Source organism: Pseudomonas sp. D1-1, assembly GCF_051132225.1.
Lineage (GTDB): Bacteria > Pseudomonadota > Gammaproteobacteria > Pseudomonadales > Pseudomonadaceae > Aquipseudomonas.
In genome coordinates this window covers 3,988,829-4,003,905 of sequence record NZ_CP071676.1, presented here as the reverse complement: position 1 = coordinate 4,003,905, position 15,077 = coordinate 3,988,829, and the positions used below count along the sequence as shown (strand labels likewise).

3 protein-coding genes are annotated in these 15,077 nt (G+C 64.8%); 2 read left to right on the top strand and 1 reads right to left on the bottom strand.

What is annotated here, in order from left to right; genetic code table 11:
- Positions 1 to 27 precede the first annotated feature (27 nt).
- The gene (locus J3P86_RS17850) at positions 28 to 1,041 is read left to right on the top strand and encodes a GNAT family N-acetyltransferase (RefSeq protein ID WP_434698559.1); all 1,014 of its coding nucleotides are present in this window, start codon (positions 28 to 30) and stop codon (positions 1,039 to 1,041) included.
- A gap of 102 nt (positions 1,042 to 1,143) precedes the next feature.
- Here J3P86_RS17850 and J3P86_RS17845 read toward each other — a convergent pair whose 3' ends face one another.
- A complete protein-coding gene (locus J3P86_RS17845) occupies positions 1,144 to 1,692 on the bottom strand; it encodes an RNA polymerase factor sigma-70 (protein ID WP_025212663.1) in 549 nt (182 codons plus the stop codon).
- Between the two features lie 281 nt (positions 1,693 to 1,973).
- Between J3P86_RS17845 and J3P86_RS17840 the strand changes: the two genes are divergently transcribed.
- On the top strand, positions 1,974 to 14,960 hold the full coding sequence (locus J3P86_RS17840) for a non-ribosomal peptide synthetase (protein ID WP_434698558.1): 12,987 nt from the start codon (positions 1,974 to 1,976) through the stop codon (positions 14,958 to 14,960).
- The last annotated feature ends 117 nt before the right edge of the window (positions 14,961 to 15,077 follow it).

Genomic DNA, 15,077 nt, shown 5'->3' with positions numbered 1-15,077 from the left:
TGACCACCGACGAAAACGTGAGCTCCCATGTCCAACCTCAATCAGCCGACCCTGTTGCCCTTGCCCGGCGGGCGCAGCCTGGGTGCCGATGAAACCGAACGCCACCTCTGCCTGATGCTCGAAGGCGCGCCGCTGATCCGCCTGCGCCTGGAGCGCGGTCCCCAGTTGCACGTGCATTTGCAGGAAAGCAACGACCGGCCGGTCGGCCCGGCACTCTGGGCGGCCTGCTATTGGCTGTTTGCCAGGGATCCCGAATGTCAGCGCCTGGTCTGGCACCTCAATGAGCGTCCCGGTGAGGCCCTGCTCAGTGGTTTGCTGACGGGCGGGGAACTCAGCGACGAATACATCTGCGAACGCACGCTGTTCTGGCAACTGCCGCAGCCCTGGCTGGGAGAGTCGTTCAGCGGCAGTTATCCGCAACAGATGATCGTCACCGACGGCAAGCGCCATCCGCGTCGCCCGATCAAGCCGCGTGGCGAGGTGTATCGCCGTTTCGACGCGCGGCTGGGGGCCTGGGTGTCTTTGCGCACGCTTGAAATCGAGCAGGACCTGACGCGATTCAACCGCTGGCAGAACAGCCCCAGGGTGGCGAGCTTCTGGCAGGAGGAGGGCAGCCTGGAACAGCACCGCGAGTACTTGACCAGGCTTGAGCATGACCCTCGGGTCTTGACCTTGATCGGTTGTTTCGATGAGCAGCCATTCGCCTACTTCGAAGCCTATTGGGCCAAGGAGGATCGAATCGCACCGTTTTATGACGCTCACGCCTATGACCGCGGCATCCACATGCTGGTGGGCGAAGAGCAGCATCGAGGTCCGCACAAGGTCGCAAGCTGGCTATCGGCGCTGGTGCATTACCTGTTTCTCGACGATCCGCGTACCCAGCGCGTGGTGGCCGAGCCTCGGGCCGACAATGCCCGGATGATCAGGCATCTGCATAACCAGTGTTTTCACTGTGAAAAGGAATTCGATTTCCCGCACAAGCGCGCGGCACTGATGATCCTGGGGCGCGAGCGGTTTTTTGACCGGTGTTCGTTGGTGTAGGGCTTCAAGGCCCCATCGCGAGCAAGCTCGCTCCCACAGGTTGGTCGTGAACCCTGTGGGAGCGAGCTTGCTCGCGATGAGGACAGCAACCCAATGCGGATTTCACCGCCGGGCGAACGTATCCCCACGCACCCCTGACACCTTGCGGCAATGCACCAGGGCGTCGCGGATCATGAAGTTCACCAGTGTCGGCGAGACGCCCAGTTCCTTGGCGATGTCTTTCTGCGGTACGCCGTGCAGCCGGTACATCTCGAAGGCGTAACGGGTTCGGCTGGGCAGCTCGGTCAGCGCGTCGGCAATGTGCTCGAGGGTGGAAAAGTTGATATGCGACGTTTCTGGCGAAGCACCCTGGATCACCACGTTCAACCCTTCTTCTTCCGGCCCCGAATATTTCTGTTCCAACGCCTGTTTGCGGTAGTGGTCGATCGCCAGATTGCGCACGATCTGGAACAGGTAGCTGAGTTGAGCCTTGAAGGACGAGGTGATCTGGGGCGCCGATTGCAACCGGAAAAACGCATCCTGGACCACGTCTTCCGCGCGGGAGCGGCAACCGGTGATACGCGCTGCGATCTTGACCAGGATCATCCGGTTGTCGACGAAGGCCTGGAGTAGCGGTGAGTCGCACCTGCTTGTGGATACTTGTTCCGTCATGGAATTCACCTTACTGCAAATAGTTAGCGGGACGACCCGTGCATCGGATCCGTCCTACATGTCGAGCGCCAAATTAGGCTTAATGATAATCGTTGTCAATTGAGAAGAAGAATTATTGATGGGCGGAAGTCCAGCCTGGAAACTGCGACCCGTTGCCGCGGCGTGGCGCCGGCCGATGATCATCCGGATGCGCGGAGGCAAGGCCTGCGACTAATTATTTGCCGGTGTAATCCGTTCCCAAGGGTGACCACTTGCAAGCCGAATCCAGGCAGGAACCCCACATGACCGACGCGTTCGAACTCCCCAGCACCCTGGCCCATGCCCTCCAGCGCCGCGCCGCGTTGACGCCGGACCGGGTGGCCTTGCGCTTTCTTGCCGACACCCCGCAGCAGGGCGTCGTGTTGAGTTATCGCGACCTGGACTTGCGCGCCCGGACCATCGCCGCCGCTTTGCAGGCCGAGGCGGAACTGGGAGATCGCGCCGTACTGCTATTCCCGAGCGGCCCGGATTACGTCGCGGCGTTTTTCGGTTGCCTGTACGCCGGCGTGATCGCCGTTCCGGCCTACCCACCCGAGTCCACCCGCCGCCACCATCAGGAGCGTCTGCTGTCGATCATCGCCGACGCCCAGCCGCGGCTGTTGCTCACCAGCAGTGAAGTGCGCGACACGCTGCAGGCCATCGAATCGGCACCGCCGGTACTCTGTGTCGATATCCTCGATCCGGCCCACGCCGGCCAATGGCGGGCGCCGAACCTGCAAGACGACGACATCGCCTTCCTGCAATACACCTCCGGCTCCACTGCGTTGCCCAAGGGGGTGCAGGTGAGCCACGGCAACCTGGTGGCCAACGAAGCGCTGATCCGGCATGGCTTCGGGATTGACGTGAATCCCGACGACGTCATTGTCAGCTGGCTGCCGCTGTATCACGACATGGGCCTGATCGGCGGTTTGCTGCAACCGATCTTCAGCGGAGTGCCGTGCGTACTGATGTCGCCGGCGTATTTCCTCGCCCGACCGTTGCGTTGGCTGGAAGCGATCAGCGAGTACGGGGGCACCATCAGCGGCGGCCCGGATTTCGCCTACCGGCTGTGCAGCGAGCGGGTCAGCGAGTCGGCCCTGGAGCGCCTCGACTTGAGCCATTGGCGCGTGGCCTATTCCGGCTCCGAACCGATTCGCCTCGACAGCCTGGAGCGCTTCGCCGAAAAGTTTGCCTCGTGCGGCTTCACGCCGGACAGTTTCATGGCTTCCTATGGCTTGGCCGAAGCCACCCTGTTCGTCGCCGGCACGCCGCGTGGCCTAGGGATCCCCGCGATGCGAATGGATGACGCGGCATTGGCGCAAAACCGCGCCGAGCCGGGGCAGGGCAACGCAGTGATGAGTTGCGGCGTGAGCCAGCCGGACCACGCGGTACTGATCGTCGAGCCCGCCACGCTACAGCCGCTGGCCGACAATCAGGTCGGCGAAGTCTGGGCCGCCGGGCCGAGCATCGCCCACGGTTACTGGCGCAACCCCGAGGCCAGCGCCAGGACATTCGTCCAGCATGCCGGCCGCACCTGGCTGCGCACCGGCGACCTTGGCTTTGTGCGCGAAGGCGAGCTGTTCATCACGGGGCGCCTGAAGGATTTGCTCATCGTGCGCGGGCATAACCTTTATCCACAGGACATCGAGCAAGCCGTAGAGCGCGAAGTCGAGGTGGTGCGCAAGGGGCGGGTCGCTGCATTCGCGGTCGACAACGGCGGCGAAGAGGGGATCGGGATTGCCGCGGAAATCAGCCGCAGCGTGCAGAAAATCCTCCCGGCCGAGGCCTTGATCAAAGCGATTCGCCAGGCCGTGGCCGATGCCTGCCAGCAAGCCCCGAGCGTGGTGGTGCTGCTCAACCCAGGGGCCTTGCCGAAGACTTCGAGCGGCAAGCTGCAGCGTTCGGCCTGCCGGGCACGACTGGCTGACGGCAGCCTCGACAGCTATGCGCTGTTTCCCTCGGTCGAGGTGGAGCAAACCCATGAGGCGGGCGCTTCATCGAAGCTGCAAACGCTGATTGGCCAGATCTGGTGCGAGCAGTTACAGGTCGACCAGGTCCAGGGCGCCGATCATTTCTTCCTGCTGGGGGGCAATTCCATCGCCGCCACCCAAGTCATTGCGCGGCTGAGCGAAACCCTCGGCCTGGAGCTCAACCTGCGCCTGCTCTTCGAAGCCCCAACGCTCGGCGCTTTTGCCGCGGCGGTGGCGAACCTGCAGGAGGACGGCGGCCAGGCCCAGGGCGCCATCAGCCGGTTGCCACGCCACGAGCCGCTGCCGCAATCGTTGGCGCAAAACCGCTTGTGGCTGACCTGGCAGCTGGACCCGGCAAGCCGTGCCTACAACATTCCCGGCGCCATCCGCCTGCGCGGCGAGCTGGACGAAAACGCCTTGCGCGCCAGCTTCCAGCAATTGATCGAGCGCCATGAGTCCCTGCGCACGCGGTTCCTGGAACGCGATGGGGTGGCCTTGCAGCAAATCGATCCGGCCGGCGAGTTCAATCTTCAGGTGATCGATCTTTGCGACATGCCCGCTGACCAGCGCGAAGCGCGGGCGCGGCAGATCCGCGAAGACGAAGCCGCCACGCAGTTCGATCTGGAAAAGGGTCCGCTGCTGTGGGTCACCTTGTTGCGCCTGGATCAGGACGACCACCAACTGTTGGTGACGATGCACCACATCATCGCCGATGGCTGGTCGATGAACGTCCTGATCGAGGAGTTCTCACGGCTCTATGCCGCGGCGTCCCAGGGACAGGTCGCCGAGTTGGCGCCGTTGCCGCTGCACTACGCCGACTACGGCAGTTGGCAGCGCCAATGGCTCGGGCAAGGTGAAGCCGAGCGCCAACTGGCCTATTGGAAACAGCAACTGGGCGATGAGCATCCGACCCTGGCGCTGAGCACCGATCATCCGCGCAGCGCCCTGCATCAGCGCAGCGCCGCGCGCCACAGCCTGCGCCTGGACAAGGTCCTCGGCGATGCCCTGCGCCGGACGGCCCAGGCCCATGACGCCACGCCGTTCATGTTCTTGCTGGCGGCATTCCAGGCGCTGCTGCAGCGCTACACCGGCCAGTCCGACATCCGCATCGGCGTGCCCAACGCCAATCGTCCGCGCCGGGAAACCCAGGGCCTGATCGGCTTCTTCATCAACACCCAGGTGCTGCGCGCGCAAACCGATTCGCGCCAGCCATTCGCCGCGCTGCTGGCCCAGGCCCGGGAAGCCACGCTGGGCGCCCAGGCGCATCAGGACCTGCCTTTCGAACAACTGCTGGAAGCGTACCCACAGGCGCGGGACCAAGGTCTGTTCCAGGTCATGTTCAACCATCAGCAGCGCGACCTCGGCGCGTTGCGGCGCCTGCCGGGGCTGTTGGCCGATGAGTTGCCGTGGCACAGCCGCGAAGCCAAGTTCGACTTGCAGTTGCATAGCGAAGAGGACCGCAACGGACGGCTGACGCTGTCGTTCGATTACGCTGACGAGCTGTTCGAGGCGACGACTATCGCCCGCTTGGCCGAACACTTTTGCAGCCTGCTTCGGTCGGTTTGCAGCAACCCGCAACAGGCGATCGGCGACGTGCAGCTGTTGAGCGACGCTGAATCCGCGCAACAACTGCCATGGGGCTCGGCGCCTTGCGAGCCGGCCAGCCAGTGGCTGCCGGAACTGCTCAACGAACAGGCCCGCCGCACCCCGCAACGTACCGCGTTGCAGTGGGACGGTGGTGCGCTGGACTATGCCGAGCTGCACACCCAGGCCAATCGCCTGGCCCATTACCTGCGGGACAAAGGCGTCGGCCCGGACGTCTGCGTGGCGATTGCCGCCGAGCGTTCGCCGCAGTTGCTGATCGGCGTGTTGGCGATCATCAAGGCGGGGGGCGCCTATGTGCCGCTGGATGTCGATTATCCGGCCGAGCGCCTGGCCTACATGTTGGGTGACAGCGGCGTCGATCTGCTGCTCACCCAAACCGCCTTGCTGGACCGCTTGCCGGCCTGCGCAGGCGTCAGCGTCATCGCCATGGACGCCCTGCACCTGGAACAGTGGCCGAGCAACCCGCCGGGGCTGCATTTGCATGGCGAGCATCTGGCGTACGTGATCTACACCTCCGGTTCGACCGGTCAGCCGAAGGGCGTCGGCAACACCCATGCCGCCCTGGCCGAGCGCCTGCAATGGATGCAGGCCGCCTATGGGCTGAATGAAACCGACGTGCTCATGCAAAAGGCGCCGATCAGTTTCGACGTGTCAGTGTGGGAGTGCTTCTGGCCGCTGATCAACGGCTGCCAACTGGTACTGGCCGGCCCCGGCGAGCACCGCGACCCGCACCGCATCGCGCAGTTGGTCGAGCGGTTTGGCGTGACCACGCTGCATTTTGTACCGCCGCTGCTCAGCCTGTTCCTCGAGGAGCCGTTGAGCGCCCGCTGCACGAGCTTGCGGCGGATCTTTTCCGGCGGCGAAGCGTTGCCGGCCGAGTTGCGCAACCGGGTGCTGGCGCAACTGCCGGCGGTGCAGCTGCACAACCGCTACGGCCCGACCGAAACCGCTATCAACGTCACGCACTGGCACTGCAGCGAGGCCGATGGCGAGCGCTCGCCGATCGGTCGTCCGCTGGCCAATGTGCTCTGCCGCATCCTCGACAGTGACCTCAATCCGGTGCCGGTCGGTGTGCCGGGTGAATTGTGCATCGGTGGCCTCGGCCTGGCCCGGGGTTACCTGGGGCGACCGGGGCTGACGGCCGAGCGGTTTGTCGCCGACCCGCTGGGTTCGGCCGGCGCGCGGCTGTACCGCACCGGCGACCGGGCGCGCTGGGGCGCTGACGGCGTCATCGAATACCTCGGCCGCCTCGACCAGCAGGTCAAGCTGCGTGGTTTCCGGGTCGAGCCGCAGGAAATCGAAGCGCGACTGCTCGCCCAGCAGGGCGTCGCCCAGGCGGCGGTGCTGGTGCGTGACACCGCGGCCGGTGCGCAATTGATCGGCTACTACACCGCGGTCGATGTCGATGAAGATGAAACCGTCCAGGCTGCTCGCCTGAAAAACGCCCTCGTCGGTGAATTGCCCGACTACATGGTGCCTGCGCAATTGCTGCGCCTGGACGTCATGCCCCTGAGTCCGAGCGGCAAGCTCGACCGTCGCGCCTTGCCCGAGCCGCAGTGGCAAGTGCGCGAGCACGTCGAGCCGGTCAGCGCCCTTGAACAGCGGGTCGCCGGCATCTGGCGCGACGTGCTGGGTCTGGAGCGCGTTGGCTTGCGCGATGACTTTTTCGCCTTGGGCGGCCATTCGTTGCTGGCGACCCAGATCATTTCCCGCACCCGCCAGGCCTGCGATGTCGAGCTACCGCTGCGCGCGTTGTTCGAAGCCAGTGAGCTGGGCGCCTTCGCTGAGCAGGTGCGGTTGATCCAGGCCAGCGGCCAGACCAACCGCCAGCCGCCGATCGAGAAAGTCGACCGCAGCCAACCGGTGCCGCTGTCCTATTCCCAACAGCGTATGTGGTTCCTCTGGCAAATGGAGCCGGATAGCCCAGCCTACAACGTCGGCGGCATGGCGCGGTTGCGCGGGGTGCTGGATGTCGGACGCTTTGAAGCGGCGTTGCAGGCCCTGATCCTGCGCCACGAAACCCTGCGCACAACGTTCCCGAGCATTGATGGCGTGCCTCGCCAACAGGTACACGGCGAGACGGGCCTGCGCATGGGCTGGAAGGATTTCTCGATGCTGGACGCCGACATGCGCCAGCAACGGGTCCGGCAACTGGCCGACAGCGAGGCCCACGAACCCTTCGACCTGGAAGCCGGGCCGCTGCTGCGGGCCTGCCTGGTCAAGACCGCCGAGCATGAGCATTACTTTGTGCTGACCTTGCACCACATCGTCACCGAAGGGTGGGCGATGGATATTTTCGCCCGTGAGCTGAGCGCGCTGTATGAAGCCTTCGTCGATGATCGCGAGTCGCCGCTGGAGCCGTTGCCGGTGCAATACCTCGACTACAGCGTCTGGCAGCGCCAATGGCTGGAATCCGGCGAGCGCCAGCGTCAGCTGGACTACTGGACCGCCCAACTGGGCCGCGAACATCCCTTGCTGGAGCTGCCCGCCGATCGCCCGCGTCCGCCGGTGCAAAGTCATCGTGGCGAACTGTTCCGTTTCGACCTCAGCGATGAGTTGGCCGCGCGGGTCCGCGCCTTCAATGCCGAACGTGGCCTGACCCTGTTCATGACCATGACCGCCGCCCTGGCCGTGCTGCTCTATCGCTACAGCGGCCAGACCGACCTGCGCATCGGCGCGCCGGTGGCCAACCGCATCCGCCCGGAAAGCGAAGGGCTGATCGGCGCGTTCCTCAACACCCAGGTGCTGCGTTGCCAGCTCGACGGGCAAATGTCGGTGGGCGAACTGTTCGAGCAGGTGCGCCACACCGTGATCGAAGGCCAGTCCCACCAGGACTTGCCCTTCGATCATCTGGTCGAAGCCCTGCAGCCACCGCGCAGTGCCGCATACAACCCGCTGTTCCAGGTGATGTGCAACGTCCAGCGCTGGGAATTCCAACAGAGCCGCACGTTGGCCGGCATGAGCGTCGATTACTTGGTCAACGACGCCCGCGCCACCAAGTTCGACCTCAACCTGGAAGTCACCGACCTCGACCAGCGCCTGGGTTGCTGCCTGACCTACAGCACCGATCTGTTCGATGAGCCGCGCATCGCCCGCATGGCCGGTCATTGGCGCAACCTGTTGGAGGCGTTGCTGGTCGATCCGGCTCGGCGGCTGAGCGAATTGCCGTTGCTTGGCGTCGGCGAGCAGCAGCAAATGCTCGACAGCCTGGGCGTCGAGCCCGGTGAGCATCGCCTCGATCAATGCCTCCAGGTGCTGTTCGAAGAACAGGCCCGGGCGCGTCCCGACGCAGCCGCGCTGACGTTCGCTGGGCAGACCCTGAGCTATGCCGAACTCGAACGCCGCGCCAATCGCCTGGCCTGGATGCTGCGCGAGCGGGGCGTCGGGCCGCAGGTGCGGGTGGGCCTGGCGCTGGAGCGCTCGCTGGAAATGGTCATCGGCCTGCTGGCGATCCTCAAGGCCGGTGGCGCCTACGTGCCGCTGGATCCGGAATACCCGCTGGACCGTTTGCACTACATGATCGAAGACAGTGGCGTCGGTCTGCTGCTCAGCGACCGGACCATGTTCCAGGCCCTCGGCCCATTGCCGCCGGGCGTGCAGCGCTGGTGCCTGGAGGACGACAGCGAGGCGTTGGCGCAGTACCCGGACCAGTCGCCATCGCTGATCAATCTGCCGCAGCACCAGGCGTACCTGATCTACACCTCCGGCTCCACCGGCAAGCCCAAGGGCGTGGTCGTGTCCCACGGTGAAATCGCCATGCATTGCCAGGCGGTGATCCGCCGTTTCGGCATGCGCCCGGACGACTGCGAGCTGCATTTCTATTCGATCAATTTCGACGCGGCCACCGAACGCCTGCTGGTGCCTTTGCTCAGCGGCGCTCACGTGGTGCTGCGCGCCCAGGGCCAGTGGGATGCTCAGGAGATTTGCGGGCTGATCCGTCAGCACCGCATCAATATTCTTGGCTTTACCCCGAGTTATGGCAGCCAGTTGGCGCAATGGCTGGCGACCCAGGGGCAAACGTTGCCGGTGCGCATGTGCATCACCGGTGGCGAAGCCTTGACCGGCGAACACCTGCAGCGCATCCGCGCCGCGTTCAGCCCGAGTCTGTTTTTCAACGCTTATGGTCCGACCGAGACGGTGGTGATGCCGCTGGCGAGCCTGGCGCCGGAACAACTGGAGGAGGGCGCGGGCAGCGTACCGATCGGCAGCGTGATCGGCGCCCGGCGGGCCTACATTCTCGACGCGGACCTGGCGTTGGTGCCGCCAGGCGCGACGGGTGAGCTGTACGTTGGTGGCGCCGGCCTGGCCCAGGGTTATCACCAGCGTCCGGGCATGACCGCCGAGCGCTTCGTCGCCGATCCGTTTGCCGCCGATGGCGGTCGGCTGTACCGCACCGGCGACCTGGTGTGCCAGCGTGCCGACGGCCAAGTGGAGTACCTGGGACGAATCGATCATCAAGTGAAGATTCGCGGTTTCCGCATCGAACTCGGGGAAATCGAAAACCGCCTGCTGGAGCACGACGCCGTGCGCGAAGCGGTGGTCCTGGCCCTCGACATGCCGGGCGGCAAGCAGTTGGCCGCTTATCTTGCCAGCGACATCGCCGAGCAGGACGCCATGGCACAAGTGGCCCTGCGCGAAGCGCTGAAGCAGCACCTCAAGACGCAACTGCCGGAGTACATGGTGCCCGCTCACCTGATCCTGCTGGCGAGCATGCCGCTGACCGCCAACGGCAAACTCGATCGCCGCGCCTTGCCGATGCCCGATCCGGAGCTCAATCGCCAGCAATACGTGGCGCCGAGCAATGCCCTGGAGCAAGCGCTGGCAGCGATCTGGTGCGACGTGCTGAACGTCAAACAGGTTGGCCTCAACGACAACTTCTTCGAGTTGGGCGGCGATTCGATCCTGTCGATCCAGGTCGTCAGCCGTGCCCGGCAGCAGGGCATCCACTTCACGCCGCGAGACCTGTTTCAGCACCAGACCGTGCAGGCCTTGGCCGCCATCGCCACCCGCAGCGAGCAGGTGAGTGTCGAGCAGGGGCTGTTGAGCGGTGAGTCGGGGCTTACGCCGATCCAGCATTGGTTCTTTGCCAGCGAGATACCCAACCGTCACCACTGGAACCAGGCGCTGCTACTGGAGCCGACCACGCTGCTCGAACCACAGCTTCTGGAGCAGGCGCTGCAGGCTGTTTTCCAGCAGCATGATGCCTTGCGCCTTGGCTTCGCCAATACCACTGGGCATTGGCGCGCCGAGCACCAGCCCTTGTTCGATGGGGCGTTGCTGCAGCATCTTTCGGTGCAGTCCACACAAGCCTGCGAAGCGCTGTTTGCCCAGGCGCAGCTTGGCTTCCAGCTGTCGAGCGGGCCGTTGCTGCGCGCCGTGCTGGCGGACTTGCCGGACGGTCGGCAGCGCCTGCTGATCGCCATCCATCACCTGGTGGTGGACGGAGTTTCATGGCGGGTGTTGATGGACGATCTGCAGACGGCTTACCGCCAATCTGCCGGCGGGCAGCCGCTGCGGTTACCGGCCAAGACCAGCCCGTTGCGTGACTGGGCTGCGCGGTTGCAGGCCTACGCCGGCAGCGAATCCCTGCGCGAGGAATTGAACTGGTGGCGCGACCAACTGAGCGGGCCGGACGTTACGCTGCCTTGCGCGAACCCTGGCGGCGGGCGGCAGGAGCGACACGCCGCAAGCGTCAGCGTGCGCCTGGACGCCGAGCGTACCCGGCAACTGTTGCAGCAGGCACCGAGCGCCTATCGCACCCAGGTCAACGACCTGCTGCTCACGGCGCTCGCCCGCGTGCTGTGCCGCCAAGGCAATCAGCAATCGGCGCTGATCCAGCTCGAAGGCCATGGCCGCGAGGCGCTGTTTGATGACGTCGACCTGACGCGCACCGTGGGCTGGTTCACCAGTGTCTATCCGCTGCGCCTGAGCCCGGCGGCCGATGATGTCGGCGCGTCGATCAAAGCCATCAAGGAGCAACTGCGCGCGGTGCCCCACAAGGGCCTCGGCTACGGCGTGCTGCGTTATCTGGCGGACGCCGGCACACGCCAGGCGATGGCCGGTTTGCCGCAAGCGGCGATCACTTTTAATTACCTCGGTCAGCTTGACCATACGCTCGGCCAGGACGCGTTGTTCCAACCGCTGGATACGCCACTTGGCGCCATTCATGACCCTGACGCGCCACTGCCGAACGAGTTGAGTGTCGACGGCCAGGTCAGCGGCGGCGAACTGCTGTTGCGCTGGACCTTCAGCGCCGAGCGGCATGACCGTGAAAGCATCGTCGCGCTGGCCGAGGCCTATCTCGACGAGTTGCAGCGGCTGATCGAACATTGCCTGGCGGACGAGGCGGGCGGCCTGACGCCGTCGGATTTCCCGCTGGCAAAACTGACCCAGGCACAGTTGGACAACCTGCCGGTGCCGGCCGGGCAGATCGAGGATGTCTACCCGCTGACGCCGATGCAGGAAGGCATGTTGCTGCACACCCTGCTCGAGCCGGGCACGGGCCTGTACTACATGCAGGACCGCTACCGCATCAACAGCGAGCTGGACCCGCAGCGTTTCGCCCAGGCCTGGCAGGCGGTGATTGCCCGCCACGAAGCCTTGCGCGCTTCGTTCTGCTGGAACGTCGGCGAAGACATGCTGCAGATCATCCACAAGCCCGGGCGCACGCCGGTGGAATACCTCGACTGGCTGCACGTGCCTGAGAACGATCAGGAGCCCAAGCTCCAGGCGCTGCTCAAGCGCGAGCGCGAGGCCGGTTTCGATCTGCTCAACGAGGCACCGTTTCACCTGCGATTGATCCGGGTCGGCGCGGCGCGCTACTGGTTCATGATGAGCAACCACCACATCCTGATCGATGCATGGTGCCGTTCACTGCTGATGGATGATTTTTTCGAGATCTACACCGCCCTCGGTGAACATCGCGAGCCCCGGCTGGCCGTGCCGCCGCGCTATCGCGATTACATCGGCTGGTTGCAACGCCAGGGCCTGGCTGAAGCCCGGCAATGGTGGAAGCAGAACCTGGAAGGCTTCGAGCGGACCACGCCGATCCCCGCCGATCGCCCGTTCCTGCGCGAACACGCCGGTGACAGTGGCGGCATGGTCGTCGGTGACTGCTACACCCGGCTCGACGCTCGGGACGGCGCGCGACTGCGAGAACTGGCCCAGGCCCATCAATTGACCGTCAATACGTTCGCCCAGGCCGCGTGGGCCCTGGTGCTGCGCCGGGTCAGCGGCGATCGGGACGTACTCTTCGGCGTCACCGTGGCCGGGCGCCCGGTGGAATTGCCGCAGATGCAACACACCGTGGGCTTGTTCATCAACAGCGTCGCCCTGCGGGTGCAGATCCCGGGCGATGACCAGCGTTGCAGCGTGCGTCAGTGGCTCAACGGCTTGCTCGACAGCAACATGCAGTTGCGCGAATACGAATACCTGCCGCTGGTGAGCATCCAGGAAGTCAGCGAACTGCCCAAGGGCCAACCGCTGTTCGACAGCCTCTTCGTGTTCGAGAACGCACCGGTGGAAGTCTCGGTGCTGGATCGTGCCCAGAGTCTCAATGCCACCTCGGACTCGGGCCGCACCCACACCAACTTCCCGCTGACGGCGGTCTGCTATCCGGGCGATGACCTGGGGCTGCACCTGTCTTACGACCAGCGCTATTTCGATGAGTCCACCGTCCAGGGCCTGCTGGGCGAGTTCAAGCGATTGCTGCTGGCCTTGATGGAAGGTTTCCACGGTGACGTGGCCGAGCTGCCGCTGATTGGCAGCGCGGAACAGGACTTCCTGATCGAAGGCTGCAACCAGAGCGAGCGCGCCTATCCGCTGGAGCGCAGTTATGTCGAGCTGTTCGAGGCCCAGGTGGCGGCCCATCCGCAACGCATCGCCGCCAGTTGCCTGGAGGACCGCTGCACTTACACCGAGCTGAACGAGCGCAGCAATCGCCTCGGCCACGCGTTGGTCGCCGCTGGCGTCGGGCTCGATCATCCGGTGGCGCTGCTGGCCGAACGCGATCTCGACCTGTTGGGCATGATCATCGGCAGCTTCAAGGCCGGCGGCGGTTACCTGCCGCTTGATCCGGGCCTGCCGAGCCAGCGCCTGAGCCGTATCATCGAACTGAGCCGCACGCCGTTGCTGGTCTGCACCCAGGCCTGTCATGAACAGGCGCTGGCCTTGCTGGAAGAGTTCGCCTGCGCCGGCCGGCCAAAGCTGCTGGTCTGGGAAACCGTTCAGGCCAGCGATGTGTCGCGGGACAATCCGCGCCTCTACAGCGGGCCGGACAACCTGGCCTACGTGATCTACACCTCCGGTTCCACCGGCTTGCCCAAAGGCGTCATGGTGCAACAGCGGGGCATGCTCAATAACCAGCTCAGCAAGGTGCCATACCTGGCGCTGGACGAGACGGATGTGATCGCCCAGACGGCGTCGCAGAGCTTCGACATTTCCGTGTGGCAGTTCCTTGCCGCGCCGCTGTTCGGTGCTCGGGTGGACATCGTGCCCAATGCCATCGCCCACGATCCGCAAGGGCTGCTGGAGCACGTAAAACGCCAGGGCATCAGCGTGCTGGAGAGCGTGCCATCGTTGATCCAGGGCATGCTCGCCGAGGAACGCATCGGCTTGGAAGGCCTGCGCTGGATGCTTCCGACCGGCGAGGCAATGCCGCCGGAACTGGCCCATCAATGGTTGTTGCGTTATCCGGACATCGGCCTGGTGAATGCCTACGGTCCGGCCGAATGTTCCGATGACGTGGCGTTCTTCCGGGTCGACCTGGCTTCGACGCGCGGCAGCTACCTGCCCATCGGCACGCCGACCGACAATAACCGCCTGTACCTGCTCGACGGTGCGCTGGAGCTGGTGCCGCTGGGCGCGGTGGGCGAGTTGTGCGTCGCCGGCACCGGGGTCGGGCGCGGTTATGTCGGCGATCCGCTGCGCACGGCGCCGGTGTTCATGCCCGATCCGTTCGGGGCGCCGGGCGACCGGCTGTACCGCACCGGTGACCTGGCGCGCCGCCGCAGCGATGGGGTGTTGGAATATGTCGGGCGGATCGACCACCAGGTGAAGATTCGCGGCTATCGCATCGAACTGGGGGAAATCGAAGCGCGGCTGCATGAACAGCCCGAAGTACGCGATGCGGCAGTGGGCGTGCAGGAAGGCGCCAATGGCAGACATCTGGTGGGTTATCTGGTCGCCGCCGACGCGACGCTGAGCCCGACCGAGCGCCTGGATCGCATCAAGCAGCGCCTGCGCAGCGAATTGCCGGAATACATGGTGCCGCTGCACTGGCTGTGGCTCGACCGCCTGCCCCTGAACGCCAACGGCAAGCTCGATCGCAAGGCCTTGCCGGCCCTGGAGATCGGCCAGTTGCAAAGCCAGGATTACCAGGCCCCGGCCAACGAGCTGGAACAGACCCTGGCGGAAATCTGGGCCGAGGTGCTGAAGGTCGAGCGGGTGGGCGTACGCGACAACTTCTTCGAGCTGGGCGGACACTCATTGCTGGCCACACAGATCGCCTCGCGCGTGCAAAAAACCCTGCAGCGCAACGTGCCGCTCAGGGCCATGTTCGAGTGCAGCACGGTGCAGGAACTGGCCGAATATATCGCAGGGCTGGAAGCCAGTGAAATCACCGAGGAGAAAGTCGATCGACTGAATGATTTGATGGCGGAATTGGAAGGAATGTAGTTTTGCGGCGTCTATAAGGACCCTTTCGCGAGCAGGCTCGCTCCCACAGTGGATTGGTGGACATGATCCATGTGGGAGCGAGCCTGCTCGCGAAGGCGTCTGCATAAACAGTGCAAA